The organism is Luteolibacter luteus (assembly GCF_012913485.1).
Taxonomy (GTDB): domain Bacteria; phylum Verrucomicrobiota; class Verrucomicrobiia; order Verrucomicrobiales; family Akkermansiaceae; genus Haloferula; species Haloferula lutea.
Map to the genome: position 1 here is coordinate 5,367,810 of NZ_CP051774.1, position 20,504 is coordinate 5,388,313.

17 protein-coding genes are annotated in these 20,504 nt (G+C 61.0%); 3 read left to right on the forward strand and 14 right to left on the reverse strand.

The features are described 5' to 3' along the window. Positions 1-17: 17 nt before the first annotated feature. The 5 genes from HHL09_RS22260 to HHL09_RS22280 form a co-directional block, all read right to left on the reverse strand. Positions 18-197, reverse strand: coding sequence for a hypothetical protein (locus tag HHL09_RS22260; RefSeq protein ID WP_169456879.1), 180 nt, complete (start codon positions 195-197; stop codon positions 18-20). Positions 198-273: 76 nt separating this feature from the next. Next, positions 274-990, reverse strand: coding sequence for a phosphoribosylaminoimidazolesuccinocarboxamide synthase (purC, locus tag HHL09_RS22265; protein WP_169456880.1), 717 nt, complete (start codon positions 988-990; stop codon positions 274-276). 44 nt (positions 991-1,034) lie between these two features. Beyond that, complete coding sequence (locus tag HHL09_RS22270) at positions 1,035-3,020, reverse strand: right-handed parallel beta-helix repeat-containing protein (protein WP_169456881.1); 1,986 nt, start codon at positions 3,018-3,020, stop codon at positions 1,035-1,037. Between the two features lie 134 nt (positions 3,021-3,154). Continuing rightward, entirely contained in the window at positions 3,155-4,795 is a 1,641-nt protein-coding gene (locus HHL09_RS22275; protein ID WP_169456882.1) for an NAD+ synthase, read from the reverse strand. Positions 4,796-5,118: 323 nt separating this feature from the next. After that, positions 5,119-6,057 (reverse strand): hypothetical protein, encoded by a 939-nt coding sequence (locus tag HHL09_RS22280; protein WP_169456883.1) that lies wholly within the window; start codon positions 6,055-6,057, stop codon positions 5,119-5,121. 90 nt (positions 6,058-6,147) lie between these two features. Here HHL09_RS22280 and HHL09_RS22285 point away from each other — a divergent pair, with 90 nt between their 5' ends. Together HHL09_RS22285 and HHL09_RS22290 are read left to right on the forward strand one after the other, a co-directional pair. Then, the gene (locus HHL09_RS22285) at positions 6,148-6,861 is read left to right on the forward strand and encodes a TrmH family RNA methyltransferase (RefSeq protein ID WP_169456884.1); all 714 of its coding nucleotides are present in this window, start codon (positions 6,148-6,150) and stop codon (positions 6,859-6,861) included. Between the two features lie 15 nt (positions 6,862-6,876). Continuing rightward, complete coding sequence (locus HHL09_RS22290) at positions 6,877-7,509, forward strand: hypothetical protein (protein ID WP_169456885.1); 633 nt, start codon at positions 6,877-6,879, stop codon at positions 7,507-7,509. 108 nt (positions 7,510-7,617) lie between these two features. On the opposite strand, the gene HHL09_RS22295 is transcribed toward HHL09_RS22290, so the two are convergent. The 9 genes from HHL09_RS22295 to panC form a co-directional block, all read right to left on the reverse strand. Further along, on the reverse strand, positions 7,618-8,865 hold the full coding sequence (locus HHL09_RS22295; protein WP_169456886.1) for a WD40/YVTN/BNR-like repeat-containing protein: 1,248 nt from the start codon (positions 8,863-8,865) through the stop codon (positions 7,618-7,620). A 6-nt stretch (positions 8,866-8,871) separates the two neighbouring features. Continuing rightward, positions 8,872-11,907 carry a serine/threonine-protein kinase gene (locus HHL09_RS22300; RefSeq protein ID WP_169456887.1) on the reverse strand — a complete coding sequence of 1,012 codons (3,036 nt, stop codon included), beginning with the start codon at positions 11,905-11,907 and terminating at the stop codon, positions 8,872-8,874. A gap of 45 nt (positions 11,908-11,952) precedes the next feature. Continuing rightward, positions 11,953-12,501, reverse strand: coding sequence for an ECF-type sigma factor (locus tag HHL09_RS22305; protein WP_169456888.1), 549 nt, complete (start codon positions 12,499-12,501; stop codon positions 11,953-11,955). A 57-nt stretch (positions 12,502-12,558) separates the two neighbouring features. After that, positions 12,559-13,488, reverse strand: coding sequence for an adenylate/guanylate cyclase domain-containing protein (locus HHL09_RS22310; RefSeq protein WP_169456889.1), 930 nt, complete (start codon positions 13,486-13,488; stop codon positions 12,559-12,561). A 146-nt stretch (positions 13,489-13,634) separates the two neighbouring features. Then, entirely contained in the window at positions 13,635-14,393 is a 759-nt protein-coding gene (locus tag HHL09_RS22315) for a DUF695 domain-containing protein (protein WP_169456890.1), read from the reverse strand. Between the two features lie 151 nt (positions 14,394-14,544). Continuing rightward, positions 14,545-15,504 carry a transaldolase gene (gene tal, locus HHL09_RS22320; protein WP_169456891.1) on the reverse strand — a complete coding sequence of 320 codons (960 nt, stop codon included), beginning with the start codon at positions 15,502-15,504 and terminating at the stop codon, positions 14,545-14,547. A 226-nt stretch (positions 15,505-15,730) separates the two neighbouring features. Continuing rightward, a complete protein-coding gene (locus tag HHL09_RS22325; RefSeq protein WP_240963684.1) occupies positions 15,731-16,684 on the reverse strand; it encodes a hypothetical protein in 954 nt (317 codons plus the stop codon). Positions 16,685-16,696: 12 nt separating this feature from the next. Further along, complete coding sequence (gene nadB, locus HHL09_RS22330; protein WP_169456892.1) at positions 16,697-18,310, reverse strand: L-aspartate oxidase; 1,614 nt, start codon at positions 18,308-18,310, stop codon at positions 16,697-16,699. A gap of 596 nt (positions 18,311-18,906) precedes the next feature. Beyond that, a complete protein-coding gene (panC, locus tag HHL09_RS22335; protein ID WP_169456893.1) occupies positions 18,907-19,752 on the reverse strand; it encodes a pantoate--beta-alanine ligase in 846 nt (281 codons plus the stop codon). A gap of 113 nt (positions 19,753-19,865) precedes the next feature. On the opposite strand from panC, the gene HHL09_RS22340 reads away from it, so the two are divergent. Then, positions 19,866-20,501, forward strand: coding sequence for an OmpH/Skp family outer membrane protein (locus tag HHL09_RS22340; protein ID WP_169456894.1), 636 nt, complete (start codon positions 19,866-19,868; stop codon positions 20,499-20,501). Positions 20,502-20,504 lie beyond the last annotated feature (3 nt).

The window sequence follows — 20,504 nt, forward strand, 5'->3', positions numbered from 1 at the left end:
CGAAGGTCGCCTTAAGGCTACCCCTGCAGGGTGACCAGAATCACCAGGGCCAAGACCACGAAGAGGCCGAGAAAAATGATTTTCTTCACCAGACCGAAGCCGAGCTTCAGAAGAAAAAGGACGAGGAGCACCAAACACACGCCCGCAACTGCGTAGTGCTGGGGCGGAAGTTCCTGAAGGCGTTGAATCAAGTCCATGGGAGCGATGATACGGAGAAGCAGGCACTCGGGAGTGCCTGCCTCTAGTCGTGACGCTGTGGTGGTGAAGCCGGGATTAGCCTGCGGTGGCCACCTTCACGCGCTCGAGGACTTCGGCGTAGGCTTCCATCACGCCACCGAGATCGCGGCGGAAGCGGTCCTTGTCCATCTTCTCACCGGTTTTGAGATCCCAGAGGCGGCAGCCGTCCGGGCTGATCTCATCGGCCAGCACGATCGTCTTCGGATCGGTGGCAAGACGGCCGAACTCCAGCTTGAAGTCGACGAGCTTGAGGCCGCATTCGGAGAAGAACTTGCCGAGGATCGAGTTCACCTTCAGTGCGGATTCGCGGAGGAAGGCGAGCTCTTCCGGCGTCGCGAGGCTAAGTTCGCGGATGTAGTCATCGTTGACCAGCGGGTCGCCGAGTTCATCGCTCTTGATACAGAATTCGATGATCGGCTGGGAGAAGGCGCGGCCTTCCTCAAGGCCGGTGCGCTTGCAGAAGCTACCAGCGGAAAGATTGCGGATGATCACTTCCACCATCAGGATGTCCACCTTGCGGACTTCCACGTTGGTGTCGTCGATCTGGCGGACGAAGTGGGTCGGGACGCCTTCCTTTTCGAGGAAGCCGTAGATCAGGGTGCTGATCGCGTTGTTGAGCCGCCCCTTGTCCTCGAATTGCGCCTTCTTTTCGCCATTGAAAGCGGTGGCGTCATTCTTGAACTCCATGCGCAGGACATTCGGGTCGCTGGTGGCCCAAAGTCGCTTCGCCTTTCCCTCGTAGAGCGGTTCCATACGGGAGAGGTACGGAGGCACCGCCCGGGGGTCAAGCGGCGGTCTTATTCGCCGCTCGAAAAGTCGGCATTCGTGACCGTATTCTTGCCCCCGGAGTTGCCGGTGGCGCTGTTCGTGGCGAAGGAGGTTTCCTTCAGGCCCTGCTCCAAGGCGAGGCCGGGGCCGAGGTTTTTCTCCAGTTTGTTGTTTTCGAAAGCCAGTCGTTCCGCGGCGAACCGGACGGCCATGCCCCCAAGGAGGTTTTCCCGGCACTGGTTCCCGTGGATCCGGCCGGAGACACCGGCGAACGCGACAATGCCGTATTCCCGGTTGCCGCGAAGGTCGTTGTTCCCCAGCACGACGTTGTCGCCATTGGTGTCCACGAGGATCCCGTTGCCACTGTTGTCGCGGGCCACGCTATTGTGGATCGCTCCGGTGCCACCTTCCCAGAGGTCGAAGCCGTGGCCGAAGTTGCCGGTGGCTTCGCACTCGGAGAGTTCGACGCGGCTTCCGGCACCGCGGACCGCGACGCCATCCCAGCCATTGTTCTCGAAGAGGCAGCGCGTGGCCGAAACGCGGCCGGCCTCCATGACGGCAAGGCCGTGCCCTGCGGAATCCGCGACCCGGCAGTCACTCAGGACGACCTCGGCACCACGGATCAGCAACGCCGAGAAACGGTTCAGGCCGGGATCGAATCCACGATGGCGGAAGGTAATTCCGCTGACCTGGGTGCCGGAGGATTTACGGCCGAAGGTGGCTGCCGTGCTGGTGACTGCCTCCACCTCGACGATCGTCTTGTCGCGGCCGGCACCTTCGAGCGTGATCGCCTTATCCACGATGATCGGGCCGGTCCAAGTTCCTTCGCCGACGGAAATGCGGTCGCGATCCCGGGCTGCGGCGATCGCTTCATTGAGCGTTGAGAAGTCCCCCGGGACCTGCAGGGTCCGGGTATAGGACGTCATCTTTTTGTAGAGCGCGGCGATTTCCGAGTCATCGGGGGCGAGCGCCGTGGCCTCCCGCAGCCACTCCATGGCCTCGCCGTCGAAGGTGCCTTGGTCGCGGCCCTTGGCGGCGGCGAAGAGCTCTTGGGCGCGAGCTTTTTCCCGGGCTTCCTTTTCCCGGCCTGCCCGGATTTCAGAGAGAAGGACATTCCCCTCCGGATCGCCGGGGAATGCGGAGGCGAGCTGGGCCGCCTTTGCTTCCGCATCATCCCAGCGGCGCTTCTGGATGGCGGCGGTGGTGGCCGCCACCAAGGCCTCACGCGCGGCGGTGCTGCGGGATTGCTCGATTTTGTTGAAAAGCTCGGTGACCTCTTTTTGGCCGGGGTAGCGATCCAGCACCTTCTGCGCGGCGGCGGCGGCTTCGTCCAAGCGTCCGGCCTCGAATTCCGCGAGTGCCTGTCCGGACCAATAGCCGACGAACTGGCGTTGCTCCTCTTCCATGCCGGCCTCGATGCTGCGACGACCGACCACGGCGATCTCCGACTTGGGATCAAGCTCCTCGATTTCCTTGTAGGCGAGGTTGGCCTCGTCCCAGCGGCGTGCCTCGACCATCCGGGCACCAAGGCGCTCTAGAAATGTGAGGCGTTCCCGAGCCCGGTATTTTTCGTGCTCTTGGAACTTCGTGTAGGCGATCCCTCCGCCGGCCAGAGCCAGCAGGAAAATGATAAAAAGGGTGCCGACCAAGCCGCGGGATGCCGGTTTGTCGGCAGGCTGGGAGTGCTCGAACTCCTGCTCTGCGAGCGAGTCGTCCACAGGCGGCTCGGGCTCGGGGCCGGACTCTTTCTTCTTTTGCTCCGGCTCCGGCTTTTCCTCCTCCGCCTTCCCGTTTTTTGGTTCGGGGAATGCGGGTGCCTCGGAGCCTTTGGCGGCAAGCATCCATTCGTTACGCTTCGTGACTTCCGGATCCTCTTTCTCCATGTCCTCCCGTATGGCGGCGAGGGCGCGGTCGAAGTCGATCAGGCCGTCCTGGTAGCGGAGGGCGATCGTTTCATTGGGAGCGGTCCGCACCAGCTCCGCGATCCGTTCGCGGGCTGCGGCAAACTCGGTCATGTGAGTCTGCGGGTCTTCGTCAGGATTTAGTCCGAGTATGCGCCGTGCCTCCTCCAGGGTCATGCCGGGACGGCTGTAGCAGTCCAGAGGCTCGGGGGAAAGGTCGCTTTACGGAAAAACCCTAACAAGGTCGCCTAGATACCGTAGCCCTGAGCCAGAGGCATCTGCCGGCCGGTGCCGAAGGCCTTGGTCGTCACGCGCAGGCCGGGAGCGGCTTGGCGGCGCTTCCATTCGTTCTGGTCCACCCGGCGCTGCACCCAGCGTACGGTGGCCTCGTCGTAACCCTGCGCGACGATTTCCTCCGCGGCCAATTGGCGCTCCACATAGAGCTCCAGGATGCCATCCAGCGCTGGATAGGGGGGCAGGGTGTCCTGGTCCTTCTGGTCCGGGCGCAGTTCAGCGCTCGGCGGTTTCTCCATAATGTTCCGGGGGATAATTTCACGTTCCCGGTTGAGCCAGTGGCAGAGGTCGAAGACACGAGTTTTCGGAACATCCGAAATGACCGCCAATCCGCCGCACATGTCGCCATAGATGGTGCAATAGCCTACGGCGAGCTCGCTTTTGTTTCCGGTGCTCAGCAGCAGATGACCTTCCTTGTTCGCGAGTGCCATGAGTAGGAGTCCGCGAATCCGGGCTTGCATGTTCTCCTCGGTGACATCGGGCGATAGGCTCAGGAACAAAGGCGCCATGGCGGATTTCACCGCCCCGAAGATCCCTTCGATCGGGATGGTGTCGCAACGGATGCCGAGATTCTCCGCCAAAGCCTCCGAATCCGTCACGCTGCCGGGTGACGAGTAGCCGCTGGGGAGGGTGAGGCCGTGGACATTCTCCGGTCCCAAGGCCGCGGCGGCGATGACGGCAACCAAGGCCGAGTCGATCCCGCCGCTGAGGCCGAGACAGGCGCTGCGGAAGCCGCACTTCCACGCGTAGTCCCGGAGTCCCAGCACCAGCGCATGGAAGACCTGCTCCTCCGCCCCGAGGATTTCCAAGGGAGCTTCGTCGGCAGGCAGGGCGTCCAGATCCACGGTCAGGCATGCGGATTCGAAGCCTTTCATTTGCACGACGATCTTTCCGTCCGGCGAAGCGACAAGGGAATGGCCGTCGAAAACCAGCTCGTCTTGAGCTCCCGCAGCATTGGCGAAGACCACGGGGACGCCGGCTTTCTTCGCCAAGTCCGTCATGAGCCCCCGGCGAAGACCGGGTTTGCCAAGATGGAAAGGGGATGCGGATAAATTCAGCAAGATATCGATGCCTGCGTCACATAACTCTTTCACCGGATCCCTGTCATAAAGCGGCCGCTCCTGATATCCTTCGATCCAAATATCCTCGCAAATGGTGATACCAAGGCGGGATCCATTCCACAGGATCGGCTCACATCGCTCGCCGGGCTCGAAATAGCGCCGTTCGTCAAAGACATCGTAAGCGGGCAGCAGGGTTTTCCAGCGCTTCTCCGCGACTTCTCCGTGATGCAGGAAAGCCGCGGCATTGCGGAAGGGCTTGCCGGGTTTTCCGCTATCATGGTGGTCGAGATAGCCGACCAGAAGTGGGACATCCTTCACCTCCCCGGCGAGATAGTCCAAGGCCTGAAGACACTTGTCCACGAAGCCGGAACGCAGCACGAGATCACGGGGCGGGTAGCCGACGAGCGACAACTCCGGGGTGATCACGAGATCCGCACCGGCTTCCAAGCACTCGCGGTAGGCTTGGAGCAGCCGTTTCGCGTTGCCGGGGAAATCCCCGATCACCGCATTGATCTGGGCGATGCCGACTTTCATGCGGCGACGGAATCACGACAGCGGATTCTGGAAAATGAGAAAGGCGCGAATCGCAAGTCCCCCCGGAATCACAATTCGCGCCTTATCTGAACCAGTGGCATCCTTGCAGGATGATCGGCCGAAATCCCCCCGGATCGAGAACCGATCAAAAGACCTGCGGGTCTCCCATTGGTCTGGCAGCGGCACCGAAGCGCCGTCGCACGTGGATAAAGTTGCCAGATAATTAGGGTTTGGAAAGAATTAAATGAGGTCAAAATTCGCCATATGCTCCCAAAATCGGTCCTTTACCCTTAATTTTGCGGAATGTTCGCTATTTTGCGCGGTTATTGCCCGCCTTTTACCCCCCGAAAATTGAGAGTCAGACCCTTCGGCTTCCAGTAACGGATCAAATGATACTGTGCCTCAGGGGCGGCTTGAGGGGTTAGAAGGACTATTCCGCGGCGGGTGCGGTGCGGGGATTCGAGCAAAGCTTTGAGTGCTTCCAACCGCTCTGCACCCCCGTGCAGGTGGTAGTGGGCCAGCAAAAGGGCAGTCGCGTAGGTTTGGTAGCGCTCTTCCTCGGGAAGACTTTCCACGAGGCGGATCCAGCCGCGCCCGTCCACCGGAGTGACTTCGTCCACCCGGATCACGGAGATCACCGGGTTCTTCGGGCTCAGCCGGCTTCGGAGGTGTTCGCGAACCGACTTGTCCGGGTCCGCGAAGGAGAAACGTCCACCACCTTCGTGAGCCGTCGCGAAGTATTCCGCCAAGCCTTCGACAAGCCACTGCGGGAGTCCGGCATTCTGGCGGTGCATGCAGAGGTGGACGAGTTCATGGACCACGATGTCTTCGTCGTAGTTCGGTGGGAGCTGGGATTTCGCGGGGTTCCGTGGATCGGCCAGGAAATCGCCGCGGACCAGTACCAGCGCTTTTCGGGCGATGTAAAAGCCCGCGCTGCCGTGGGCACCGCCGGCTCTCACGTAGTCGGCGGCATTGGCATAGATCGCGATACGGGAACGCTGGCCTTCCGGCGGGGCGAAGAGGGGAAGCGGGTGGCTTTTCAGGACGAGTGCCGTGGTGTCCGCCACTTGGGCGAGCCGGAGGAGCTGGTTCCGCGGCAGCTCCATGTCGGAATCGATCCGGAAGAAGCGTGTATGCCACACGCGGCGGCCCTCTTCGTCTGCCTGCTGCTCCAAGGTCGCCGGCTGGGGCGTGAACTCCCGAGGCATCGGCGCGGCGGCGGCGAGGAGGGGAAGCAGAAACAGGAAGAGAAGCGTGCGCATCAACCGGGTCTCCATAGAGGATTATCAGGGATTCCACATTCGGAAATTCTGCATTCGTCATTCCCCGTTTGCCGGGGTAGCGGTGAGCCCGTGGAACCCGACTGGCTGAAAACCCTCCGCACGCAACTCGACACTCGCAATGACCCGTGGGTCGTGCTGGAGGGCCAGAAGAGCGTCGAAGCGGCGATCGCCGGTTGGTGGGAAGTCCCCGGGGTGCTGGTGGCCGAGGATCATCCATGGGAAGCGCCGGTATGGTCCGGGCTGGAGTTGCTGCGCAGGGGGAGGAACGAAATGGATGATCTCGCTGATCCGTCGACCCACGAGGGGGTGCTCGGTCTTGCCAAGCTGCCGAATGAAACCGGGGATGTGGCTGCCTTCATGAAGGGCCTCGAGCCCGAGGCGCTGCTGGTGGTGTGTCCCAGGCTGGATGACCCGGCGTTGATCGGGGAGATCGTGCGCGGGGCGGATGCCTTCGATGCGGCGGGCGTGATCTTCGGAGCGGAAGGGATGTCGCCCTTTGAACCCGAAGCCGTGCGTGCCTCAGGGAGCACGGTCTTCAAACTGCCGGTCCGTATTGCGGATGGCGGGATGGTCTTGCGTTGTCTTTTGACGGCAGGATTTCAATTGATCGGTTTGGATGACTCGGCGGATGCGATGCCAGCTTCGAATCTTCCGGATCTGGCTTCGCGTCGCGCGCTGATCCTCGGCGAAGAAGATGGCAGGTTGGGACGATTTTGGAGGAAGGCCTGCAACCTGCGCGTGCGTGGGGATGCGGATACCGTTCTGAGTCATCTGGCACTCTAACAGGTAGTCCGGGCCATGAGTATCTGGAGTACCTTTTATGCGGGAGACAGTACCTTGATCGAATCCTCGATTAGACGGGAAGAGACGCGAATCGAAGGGGCGGAGGAATTCGATCTATCGGGAGGGCTTTCCTGCCCCTCTTTCATGCCGGAAGACTTTGCGAAGCTGCTGTGTGAGGGACCCGGGGGATATTGGGATTTAGGGCAGGAGAATCTGTTGGTTGAGGCTGAGCGAGGACTTTATCGGATGCCTGACTCAGAATGTGATCGCTTGATCGCAGTAAGCGGAGGCCAGATAAAGGAATTCTCCCTGAAGTGGAATGAAGAGCGCCGTGAACAGCTGGGGAAACCGTCGCGCCGCAGGGAACTCCCAGCCTTTTGGAAGATCGGGATTGGAATCTCGTTTGGACTCATGGCCGCAATCTTGCCCCGTTCATCGACACCGGGCTTGGTGATCCTGTTGATATGGTTCCTCTGCTTCTCGGCATTGGCTGTGTTTCGTGCGAAAGCCAAGCGGGCGAGCGAGATCCGCAGGGCGCAGCGGCGAAATATCGACATCGACTGGTCACCCCAACTCGAGGGGCTGAAGGACTTTCTTAAATCCGCGCGTCAGCAAGGCTTGCCAGTCTACTATTTCTGGTCGCTGTGAGATGATCCCGTTAAGAAGTGGATCCACCTTCGAATTTGCGCGCAGGATGTAGATACGGTGCCAAACCTTCGGCTCTCCAACCGGCTCCGGAAAATTCATTCTGAGGGATCACGGCGTGAGCACCTTGTAAAAGCGCTGCCGGAGACCTTCCGCCTCCGCGTCCAGGAGGGTGAAGTTTCCGGGAGGCTCTTCCTGGGCGCGCCCCAACTCTTTCCACCCGAGGAGATCCGATGAGGCGAAGACCGCGTAGGCTGTTCCGGGAGAGCCGGTGAAACGAACCCTGTAAGCGCCGGTTTCGGCCATCTTCCTCAGCTGCACGGGATTGGGGAGCATTGGTGGTGCTTCGGAGCGGATGTAGACCACTCCACCCGCTTGGGTCGCGACGTGTTTCTTGCCATCGGTGGACGAAGCGATGGAACTCCAGGCGCTTATCGGGGCGAAGGTATTTGTCCATGAGGTGCCCGCGTTCTTCGAGATGAAGATGTTTCCGGACACTCCGTTAATGAAGGTGGAGGCGATCACGAGAGTCCTTCCATCGCCGGACGAAGCCACCGCTGAGTAATTTTCAGCCGGAGCAGGGGAAGGGGTCCAGTTCGCACCCGAGTTGGAAGAGATATACACGGGGCCGATGGGGGGCTCGTTGCTGGCTATGATCAGCTTGGCCCCATCGCCGGAGGATGCGACAGCCATCCACGATGAGGCTCGTACTTCGAGCTTCGTCCATGTTGTGCCTGCATTCGTGGTGCGGAAGACCGGTCCGATCGGAAACTCCGCTCCCGTTAGCACCACCCTGTTGCCATCGGCGGAGGCTGCAAGACAGGTCCAGCCATGCTCGCCAACGCCTGCGGGCTGCCAGCTTTCCCCGCCATTTGTCGACATGAAGACGGGGCCGGCCGGATAGTCTTCCGCGGCAAGGATCAGCTTGCTCCCGTCGGCGGAAGAACTAGAGGCCAACCATCCATGGGGCTCGATGTCAGCTGGCTTCCAGCTCAGTCCCGAATCCTTGGAAAGATAAACCGGCCCCTGGGGGAAGTCGTTGCCTGCGACGATCAGCTTGGTCCCGTCCGCGGAAGAGGAAACCGTGGTCCAAGAGCCCGGGTCGATATTGGCGGGATACCAGGTCGCGCCGGAATTCGACGAGAGGTAGACGAAGCCGGGATAGTCGTTGGCCACGGCCACCAGCTTGGTCCCATCCGCTGAAGATGCCACGTCGGTCCAGTTCTGGACGGGAGTATCCGTGGGTACCCACGATTGGGCGGAGGATAGATGGATTCCCGTGCCACTTGCGGCGATGACCGCCAGGCAGCGGATGGACGAAATGGCGCGGGTGAGGAAGGAATGGAGGGAAGAGTTCATGGCCGTTCATTCTGGTGAGGGGACCCGGCCGGGCTCAGCGAGTTGTTGCTGGAAGCCGGCCGCCTTCAGGGGGAACCGGGGATCGGGGAAGAAATCGTTCCAAGCCGTGTAGAGGCGGCTTAATTGCTCAAGAGCTGCGCGTCGCTGCCCGGGCGGCGCATCATGGCTCCTCTCGATCTCATCAAGGCTGGAGATGAGGAGCTTCTCAGCTTCTCCAAAGCGAGCCTGCCGCTCAAGATCCGGCATCTGTGGCGTCGCGACATTGGCAGCCACCAACAGTCCCCCCAAACCACCGCGGATGCTTCCCCGGATGATGGACTGCACCGGTGCCTGAGCCTCACATGCCGCCAGAGCCTCCCGATAGCAACGCTCTCCCTCAGGATACTTTTCTTGCTCCGCGAGAGTCCTGGCGAGGCATTCGAGCAGGGCCGCGGTGTCGGCATTGACGCTATCCTGATTCTTCCGCTGGCAATCCAGGGCATCGCGGAAGAATCTCTCTGCCTCTGCGAAGCGCTTCTGATCTTCGGTGACCTTGCCGAGGTGGCGGTAGATCTCGATGAGATAGCGGTGCCCGGGTCCCATCAATTTCAAGTTGATGGCGAGTGCCTCCCTCATGAGGCTCTCTGATTCGGCGAGGTGTCCCTCCTTGTGCCGGAGAAGGGAAAGCAGCTTGAGCGAACGCACGATATCCGGGTGATCCGGCTCCAGGAGCTTGCGCCGCATTGCCAGCGCTTCCTCCTGGATTCGGGCTGCTTCGGCGAGCTTGCCCTGCGCTTCGAGTGTACGACCCAGTTCCGCCAGGATGAAGGCATTGTAGCGGTGTTCCGGGCCGAAGCGTTCACGCAGGATGTCCAATGCCTCGCGACAGCACGATTCCGCTTCAGACTGCTTGTCCTGGCGGTTCAGCATGTTCGCCAGTTCCATCAAGCTCTTCGCGATATCAGGATGGGTGGATGGCAGCAATTTCCGGCGCATTGCCAGAGCCTCGCGCGCGGCTTGCTCGGCTGCCGGCAGCTTGCCACCATCCCTCAAGACGAGCGCGAGATTTGCTAGGGCGGTGGCGACCTCGGGATGTTCGTTCCCATTCACCTTCCTGAACAACGCGACGGATGAACGGGCAAAGTCCTCCGCTTCCTCATGTCTCCCCGAGAGCTGCGAGATGATCGCGAGATTGAGTTTGCAGTAGCCGATTTTCACGTAGCCGTCCCCGCGACAGGCACGAAGGATTTCAATGCTTTCGCGTTGGACCGTGTCCGCTTCCTTCAGCCTGCCGGTGTCCCTAAGAACCATCCCGAGGTTATTGAGGCTGGCGGCAAGGTCTTCATCTCGGCTTGTCCGGACTTGGCGGTAGATCTCGACCGAGTCACGCAACAGCTTCTCGGCTTCCGGGTAATTCCCCTCGTCGATGAGGACCAGCGCGAGATTGTTCTTCGAGTCCGCCACGATCGGATCTTTTTCCCCATGGCCTCGGACACCGAGTTCGAGTGCGCGGCGGTGCATCGCTTCGGCCTTCGTGTTCTCCGCGATCGCACGGTAGACGTCTCCCAGGGTGTTGCGCAGTTCGAGTTCCACCTCGGGTTGGCCGTTCAGGTCCTTGCCGATCCGCTCTGCCGTCTTGTCGAGGATCTCCTTTAGCAAGGTGGTGTCACGCCCCAAGGCGACGGAAGGTCCAACCCCGTCGAGCATGTCTTTCAGGAAGCCGGCGACCTCGCGGCTCTTTTGTTCCGAAGCCATGGCGCGTTGATGCGCACGGGTCTTCTCAACGGATTGCCAGAGCGAAAGGCCGAGTCCGAGGACGAGGGCCGAGATGATGGCAGCAGCGGAGGCGAAGCCGAGCTTGTGGCGCTTCACGAACTTCTTGAAGCGATAAACGGTGCTGGGCGGAGAGGCGCTGACGGGTTCTCCGGCAAGGAATCGCCGGATGTCTTGTGAAAGCGCATTCGCCGTTTCGTAGCGGCGCGAGCGATCCTTCTCGATCGCCTTCATGACAATCCAGTCCAGGTCAGGCTCGACGAGGCGGGTGAGCTTCGAGGGATCGATGTGATGGGACTTTGCCAAGCTCGTGCGCTCCTCGCCTTCGACCGTGCTCAGGCGCAGCGAGGGCTTGGGGGGATCCACCTCCCGGATGATCCGCTGCATTTCCGCATAGCCAGCGGAAAGGAGAGATTTGGAGTCAAAGGGCGGCCTTCCGGTGAGCAGTTCGTAGAGGAGGATACCCAGGCCATAGATGTCGCTGCGGGTGTCGATATCCAGCCCGCTCAGCGCGGCCTGCTCCGGACTCATGTAGGAGGGCGTGCCGATGATCTGTTCGAAGCGCGTGAAGAGCGTCTTGTCGGTCAGCTTGCCTTGTGTTGCCTTCGCGATCCCGAAGTCGATGACTTTCGCCACCGGCTTGTCGCCATGGAGCGTGACCATCACGTTGGAAGGCTTGATGTCACGGTGGATCACGCCCTTCTGGTGGGCATGGTTGATGGCGGCGCAAACGTCGCTAAAAAGACCGAGCCGATCCCGGGTGCCGAGGCTACTACTGTCGCAGTAGTCAGTGATGGGGATCCCCTTCACGAGTTCCATCGCGAAGTAGGGGCGGCCGGAGGCGGTGGCCCCCGCATCCAGCACCCGCGCAATGTTCGGATGATCCATCATCGCGAGCGCCTGTCGTTCCGCCTCGAAGCGGGCCAGCACCTGACGGGTATCCATTCCCGCCTTGATCACCTTCAGGGCGACCATCCGGGAGATGGGTGAGAACTGCTCGGCCATCCATACCACACCGAAGCCGCCTTCTCCGATCAACTGGCGCAGCTTGTAGGGGCCGATGATGTCACCTTCCTTTTCGGCGTATCTTTCCTTGAAATCGTCGGCGCTCAGGGTGGCACCCTCTGCTTCGGCGAAGAAGGCATCCGCTTCGCGAGACTCCACGAGCATGCGTTCGACCTGTAGCCGAAGTTCGGTATCGGCGCCGCAGGCTGAGTCAAGGTAGGCGGCTCGGGCCGAGGCCTCCAGTTCCACGGCCCGGGCGAAGATCTGATCGGCGGGGGAGTCCATCTTATCCCCACACGCGCGAAAACCGGCAAAATGCGGACAGCGAAATTAGCGGGATTTTTCCATCGCTCGGTAGAGCCACAGCTTCGCTAGGGCCCAATGGCGGCGGACCGTCTTCTCATTCACGGCCAGAAGCGCGGCAATCTCATCGTGATTCATGCCGCTGAAGAACCGAAGCTTCACGATCTTAGCCTTGAGTTCATCCTCGGCTTCCAGTTCGTCGAGCACTTCATGAATCCCGATCAGGCGCTCGTCGGCCAAGGGCGCGGGAAGCTGCACTCCATCCAAGGGAAGATCCTTCTCGCCGCCTCCGCGCTTCGCCGCGAGCCTGCGGCGGGCTGTTTCAACCAGAATGCGGCGCATGGCCTCGGCCGCGGCCCCGTAGAATTGACTGCGGTCCCGCCAGCGTTCCGGAGTCGATTTCTGCAAACGTAGCCAAGCTTCATGAACCAGCTCGGTCGCCTCGAGAGCTTGGCCGCTTCGCTCGATGGCCATGCGCCCGAGCGCGATCTTTTTTAGCTCTGCGTACAATTCGCCGAAGTGGGCATCGTCGCAGGAGCCGGTGCTGGCATTCAGCCACTGGGTATGCTCATGCATGCTAAGGCAAAAGGGATGGAGTCCGGGGAAGCTGAGACAATCCGCAAGAGCTGCCGTTCAAACGGAATGGGTGGAAGCCGGTGCTCGCTCAAGCGCGTAAACTTCGACCGTATGGTCGCGGCCTTTCACGTGATGGGGACCGAGGCAGCGGCAGCAATCCCTGCCTTCTTGCCAACCGGACAACAGCTCCGAGCTGAGAAGCACATTGTGATCGACCTCGCGGGTCAGTGCCTCGAGCCGGAAGGTGAGATTCACGGCGTCACCGATCAGGGTGAATTCGCCGGGGCCGATGGCGCCGTAGGCGGCGGAGCCCATGTGAACGCCGGTGCCGGAACGGAAGGTCAATCCCGTGGTGCCGAGGAGTCCGTGGTGCTGTTCCTGTACGGTGGCGCAGGCTTGTCCCATTTCGTGCGCGGCCTTGAGGGCGGCGAGACGAGCTGCCGGGGTGGTCTCCTGCCAATAGCCGAGAACACAATCTCCGATGAACTTGTCGATGGTCGCCCCGTGATCCGCGAGGATGCGGTCCGCGAGGTGATACCATGAGCCGATGACCGGTGCGAGTTGATCGGGAGATAGCTTTTCGGAGAGCTTCGTGAAGCCTTGGATATCGCTGACCAACATCACGACTTCTCCCATGCGGACATCGATGATGGTCCGGTCGCTCAGCGTGGTCTCGCCATCGCCGCGAAGGATGCATCGGTCACCATCGAAGCGGAAATGCCGCTCGGAAATCCGGATCATGTCACCGGGCGAGAGGCGCTGGGAAGTGGTGACGCGCTTGCCATTGATGTAGCTGCCATTGGTGCTTCCTAGATCGAGGAACCAATATCCATCGTCCTGCTGGCGGATCATCGCATGGCGGCGCGAGACCCTTGGATCATCCACCATGATTCCCGATTCCCGGGTGCGGCCGATCACATTCAGGGAGTCGAGGGGAAATTCCTGACCCGAGGTATCGTCGCATAGCTTTCCCGGTGAAAAGTTCATCCGAGGAGGGAGTTGGAGAGTATCTTCCATACTCCGGTTTGCCGACCTATGATAGCCTGAAAATCGCCCTTCCGGCATTTGGGCCCATTTCACACAGGCTCCCAAGGTCGCTCTGAAATCAGCTGCAAACTCCTGTCGTGACCCTGCTACTTATCGGCGGGGTTCTCCGTCCGTAGGATCGGCGTCTCCCATCCATCGTAGTTGCCACCGTGATCGCGGGCGGCCCGATTGAGGGCGATCGTCTTGTTGCCGATCTCGCGGATCTTAACGGTGCCCTCGTGAGTCAGCCGAACTTGGTAGTCTCCGCGATCCGTGGCATGTGAGCTTTCCCGGAGCTCGGTGAATCCTTGGCTCTTGGCCCACGATGCAAAACTCCGGGCAGAGTCTTCCGATGGGAAATAGGCCCAATGGTCGATCGGCCGGGAGGTTGATCCGTCATCGCCCTCCGAGCGGAGTCGCTCGATCACCCTGAGATCTTCAATCACCTGCCAGTCATCGATAGAGGGATAGAGGTCCTCGGTATAGCCCGCGTGGGCAGGGTCTTCCTGATAGTCTACGCGGATGATGTATCCACTCCGGTCCGCCAACTTTGCGGCGAAGGATCTCCAGTGAGCTTCGTCAAAAGCCGAGTAGATGTAGAATTGACGCTGCTTGTTGAAGGTTCGCCTTCCGACATAGCGGTCATCGCTGCCTATGGCTTCCTGGATGCTGTCTTCAAGGTCGCGAACAGCAGCAAACTCAGCCTTTGTCGGCAAACCGTCTTCCCTCGGATTTTTGTAGATGACGCGTAGCTGGACGAGATTCCCCGGGCAGCTGGCGAGATGATTGATCGCGGAGACATCGACGAAGATCGATGCCGCGAATTCTCCGATCGTGCAGAGGAAATATTCCCATTGTTCGTCCATCTCTCCCAGTTTAGGCGGAGACCGGACTCGGCTGACAAATCGAAAAGGGGACGAAAGCCGGCTAACCGGAATTCAGGGGCCGAAGGTCGAAACAAAAAGCCCGCGCACCTCTCGGCACGCGGGCTTTTCAGATAGATGGAAGAGGCGTGGCTTACAGGAGGCCGGCCACGAGCTTCTCGAGCTTCACGATGTCAGCGGCGAAAGCGCGGATGCCTTGGGCCGTCTTCTCGGTGGCCATCGGGTCTTCGTTGAAGGCGAAACGGAAGGACTTCTCGTCGAAGCTGACCTTCTCAAGATCGGCCTTGGCGGATTCCGCTTCGGAGAGGCGCTCTTCGATCGGCTCGGTGGAAGCCTGGAGCTCGCCGAGGAGGCCGGGGCTGATGGTGAGCAGGTCGCAACCGGCGAGGGCGAGGATTTCGCCCTTGTTGCGGAAGGAGGCACCCATGACTTCGGTCTTGTAGCCGAACTTCTTGTAGTAGGTGTAGATCTGCTTCACCGAGATCACGCCCGGATCTTCGTCGCCTTCGTAGGTCTTGCCCGTGGAGGCCTTGTACCAATCGAGGATACGGCCGACAAAGGGCGAGATGAGCTGCACGCCGGCTTCGGCGCAAGCGACAGCCTGCGGGAAGGAGAAGAGCAGGGTGAGATTGCAGTGGATGCCTTCCTTTTCCAGGATTTCGGCAGCCTTGATGCCTTCCCAGGTGGAGGCGATCTTGATGAGGATGCGGTCCTTCGAAACGCCTTCCTTGGCATATTCCGCGATGAGGTGGCGGGCCTTGGCCACGGTGCCTTCGGTGTCGAAGGAGAGGCGGGCGTCCACTTCGGTGGAAACGCGGCCGGGAACGATCTTCAGGATCTCGAGGCCGAAGAGAATGAGGATGCGATCAAGGATGGAATCGATGAGCGCCTGACCGGAAAGCGCGGAGCCCTTGTGCTCTTCGACCGCTTTTTCGACGAGGTGCTTGTAAGCCGGTTTCTCGGAAGCCTGCAGGATGAGGGAAGGATTCGTGGTGGCATCCTGCGGCTGATAGGCCTTCATCGACTCGAAATCGCCGGTATCGGCGACGACGGTGGTGAACTGCTTGAGTTGATCGAGTTGCGTGGCGCTCATGGCGGGGGCGGGGTAGGCCGGAATGGCGTTGATGGCGAGGGTAAAAAGTGTCCTGCGTGGGGAAAGATACCAAGCTGGCGCATTCGTCAAAACCCAGATTCATCCACCGCAGAAACGCGATTCATCTATCAACCCGATCAGGCCGTTTCTGCCTCGAAATGGGGGTGAAAACCCGCCGGATGACTGAAGCGCCCGAAGCAGGGACCGTTCGGGAAGCGGCCGGAAATTATCGAGCGGTCGCTTGGCCGGAGCCGGGCTTTTTCATGTACTGGTCGTCCCGTACTTTGCGCAAGTATTCCAAGTAACGGCGCTGGGCGTCGTGCTCGGGGTAGCTTGTGCTGGGTGCCACGGCCGAGCGCGGTTGCGCGACCTGGCTCTGACCATACTTCTTCCACGGACCGTAGGGGACTTGGGCGTCCTCCACGAAGCGCCAATGGCACTTCTGCCCGGACTGCAAATTGAGGTAGTCCCGGACCGAGGGAGAGATGTCGATGCCCGCGCCCTTGTTCGAGGTGTTCTTCGGCGGCTTGCCGAGGAAGACATACTCGTAATCGTCGGTGACCCAAGGGCCGCAGTCTTCCCACTGGGCGTAGCAGCTCCGCTTGCCGTTGTAAATCTGGACCCAGCGGCCCTTCAGCACGGTCTTGCCGGGCTCGGGGCTCATCCTGGCGAACCACGGGATGACCTTGCTGGCCTCCGGCTTGTGGCGGCCCCAGCCGGCCACGTCATTGTAGGGCAGGGCGACGTAGAAAGGGTTGAGCTGCGGCGTGAAATTCTTCGGGCGGAAATCGTTGGTGCGATAGTCCGCGATGCGGGACGTCGGTTCCGGGTTGTCGTAGCCGCCGAAATTGATCGCCCACGCTTGGTCCCACGACGATTTGTGGTTCGGGGTGGGGTTGTTTTGGGTCGGTTGCTCACCGATCCAGAAAACGGTCGCCGTGATGTTCGTCCGCCACGGGTAGAGATTGCCAGCCCCGGGCTGGATGGGGCGGACGGGCGCGGTCTGGCGATTCGAGGTTGGAATCACCACGCGCGGCAGGGCGTTCGATGCGGTGGCCGTTTGGCCTTGAGCGACAAAGGGTAGTGCCAGGATTCCGAGGATGCCGAGGCGAAAGAACTTTCCCGATTTTTGCGGGGCAAGCCTTGATTTTGTCGAATCCTGTGCTTCTGGTCTTCCCATCGTTACAGCTTTTTAAAACCGCCGGATCACGGTATCCCTGAGAAATTTTTCGTCAGGGCCGGGGTAGTCTAGCGTGTGGTGCAAGCCCCGTGATTCACGGCGACGAATCGCGCAGTCGACGACCAAAGAAGCGACCGCGACGAGGTTGCGCAACTCTAGAATGTCCGCGGTGACACGGTGCCCCCAGTAAAACTCCCGGACCTCTTTCTTCAAATTACGCAATCGCGTGGCGGCGCGGCGCAGGCGGTTGTCTGTCCGGACGATCGAAACGTAGTCCCACATCAGGCGCCGGAGTTCGTCCCAATTGTGGTAGATCACCACCAGTTCGTCCGGCACCGCCACATCGCCGTGGTGCCAAGCCGGAATCTCCGGAAAATCGTCGGTGTTCTTCTCAACCCCATAATGGTGAAGAATATCCTCCAAGGCGCGACGGGCGATGACGTTTCCCTCGAGCAGCGAGTTCGAGGCGAGGCGGTTCGCGCCATGCAGGCCGGTGCAGGCCACTTCCCCGATGGCGTAGAGTCCCCGGATGGTCGTCTTTCCATTCACGTCGGTGACCACGCCGCCGCACTGATAGTGGGCTGCCGGGACGACTGGAATCGGCTGTTTTTCGGCATCCAGGCCGAAGCTGCGCAGTTTTTCGTAGATGAAGGGAAAGCGCTCCCGCATGAAGCCCGCGGGCTTGTGGGTGACGTCCAGATAGACGCAGGGCGCGCCGGTTTTCTTGATTTCGCGGTCGATTGCCCGGGCGACGATGTCGCGGGGGGCAAGGGAGCCGCGGGGGTCTACCTTCTTGGTGAAATCCTCGCCGCGGGCGTTGATCAGGACGGCGCCTTCGCCGCGGACAGCCTCGGAAACGAGGAAGGACCGCGCTTCAGGTCCCATGGCGGCAGGATTGTAGAAGCAGGTGGGGTGGAACTGGATGAACTCCATGTTCGCCACGCTGGCTCCGGCCCGCCAGGCCATCGCCACCCCATCCCCGGTCGCGGAGTCAGGGTTGGTCGTGTAAAGGTAGACCTTTCCGCAGCCTCCGGTGGCAAGCACCACGCGGTCCGAGCGGAAGATCCGGACCTCGCCGGTGGCTTTTTCGAGGACGTAGGCACCGATCACCCGATCCTCCGTGACCATGCCGAGCCTGCCGGTAGTGATCAGGTCGATGGTGAAGTGGTGCTCCAGCAGCGTGAGATTCGGGGTATTGCGGGCGACTTCGACGAGCGACTCGGCGATTTCCCGGCCGGTCGTGTCCAAGGCGTGGAGGATGCGGCGCTTCGAGTGGCCACCTTCCTTGCCGAGCGCGAAGTGATCGCCCTCCTTGTCGAAATCCACGCCGTAGCCGGTCAGGTCGTCGACGGTGGCCGCGCCTTCGCTGACGATGGCGCGGACGACATCCTCGCGACACAGGCCGGCACCGGCATCAAGGGTGTCCGCGACGTGGAGTTCGATGGAATCGCCATCATCCCGCAGTCCCTCCGGTAGCACCGAGGCGAGGCCGCCTTGGGCCCAAGCGGTATTGGAATCGAGCGCCGCGCCCTTTGTCAGCACAATGACCGAGCCGTGCTTGGCGGCGCGGATGGCGAAGGAGAGACCGGCTATACCCGCGCCGATCACCAGGAAGTCGCACGTCATGGGGGCGGCAGAATGGCGGCCATGCGCGTGACGAAAAGGGCAAAAATCGTCACGGGAGATGGAGGGGAGCGGGATTGTCCGCGATTCGGTGCGGACGAGGCGTCGCGTAGCCTGCCGAAGCCGGGGGAGCTTGGAGATTTCCGCCTGTTCCGCCTGTTATAACAGGAAAATTAACAGGCGAAGCCCGGCCGCCTGAAAGTCGGCAGTTGAAAAGGTTCTCTGCCCGACCCGGGTCGGCTGGCCGGATTCGCGGGAACTTCCTTGCGTCATTACGGGGCATCTTGCCGGATGATCTTACACATGCGCACCGTGGCGTTCTACTGCCAGCTTCCATCCAGAGGGCGGTTGAGAGTCTAGTTTTCAGCGCGGTTCATATAGCGTCTCGACTTTTCCTGCCGCCTCTACAGAAGGACGAGGTGCTGACGCTGCGTTTTCAGGCGTGCCGACGCATCCTTTGCCATGGATCATGCAGCATGAGGAAAGGAAGTCGGCGGGAAGTTGACCCAATGGAGGCGAAGGTTGATTCCGCGCAAAAGTCTCGGTGGAATCCTTGCGAAGATAAGGGCCTCCTCTCCTTCGCCATCAACTCCCTTGGTTTACGGCAGCAGCATCACGTGGTCGATGAGGCGGACCTCCCCATAAAACACCGCCGTCGCGAGCACCGCTGGCTTTTTAATGTGTCCCACCGGTTGCAGGGTCTCGGCGTCCACCAGTTCCAGATAGTCGATCCGGAGGAAAGGAGACTCTTCCATGTGCTTCCGCGCAGCAGCTAGGAAAGGGGCGGCGGCTCGCTCGCCGAATTGAAGCAGGGAGCGGGCACCTTCGAGCGCTCGCCGGATCCGCGGGGCGTCGGCGCGGTGCTCCGGGGCGAGGCGCACATTCCGGGATGACATCGCGAGGCCATCCGCCTCCCGGACCGTGGGGTAGCCGATGACCTCCACCGGTACGTCGAGATCCCGGACCATGCGGCGGATGATGGCCAGCTGCTGCACGTCCTTTTCCCCGAAGACGGCGGCTTCCGGCTGGAAGAGATTGAAAAGCTTCAGGACGACCGTGCAGACGCCATCGAAGTGTCCTGGCCGGGTGGCTCCGCAGAGGTGCCGGGAAAGGAGGTTCTCGGTGACATTGATCGAGCGGTCCGGGAAATACATGGAGCCGCTTTCCGGGGTGAAAACGAGATCCGCCCCCGCTGTCTCGCACTTGGCCAAGTCATCCTCCAGTGGCTTCGGGTAGGCGGCGAGATCCCCGGCGCGATCGAACTGGATGGGATTCACGAAGATCGACACCGCCACGGTGCCCCCGGGTCCAGCTGTCTCCCGGGCCCGCCGGATCAGGGCGAGGTGGCCTTCGTGAAGGGCACCCATGGTCGGGACAAGCACGAGAGGGCGGGGGAGTGTGGCAATTTCGCCGCGCAAACCGGCGGGAGAAGACGTGACGCGCATCGCGCCCGAACATTGGTGCTGGAAACAGGCCGCGCAAGGGCCGGATGGGGCGTTGACGCTCCCGGAATTTCGGTTCAACGTGCGCTCCGATCCCACGGGAACCCCACTCATTCATGACCATCATCCGCCGAATCACCGCCCTCGTTTGCGCTCTCGCCCTCTGCGGGGTCGCCGCGGCCCAGGAAGGCAAGCTGAAGATCGCCACGGTCGATATGCAGCAGCTTTTCAAGGAGTACCACCGCACCAACGAGGCGCAGAAGGAAATCAACGTCGAGCGGGCGAAGATCCAGAAGGACAACAACGAGCGCTTGGGCCGTATCCGCGAGTTGGACACCGAGCTCCAGAACATGCGCAAGCAGCTTGAGGATCCGTCGATCGCGGATTCCAAGAAGCAGACCGTTTTCAACGAGTGGAACGTGAAGCAGCAGGAAGGCATCGCACTTGACCGCGAGCGCCGCGAGTTCCTGCAACGCCGCAACTCCCTGCTCAATGAGAAGATGGTGGCCCGCATGAAGGGTATCCTCGAAGAAATCCGCAAGCTGGTCGAAGAGAAGGCCAAGGGTGAAGACTTCGACTATGTCTTCGACAAGTCCGGTCTTAGCACCTCCCAAGTTCCCTTCTTCCTCTACACGAAGGACGCCACGGACATCACCGCCGTGCTCCTGAAGGAACTGAACAAGGATGCTCCGGCCGAGAGCACCCCGTCCGAGCCTGCTCCCGAGATTCCGGCAGGTGCTGGTGGCCAGTGATTT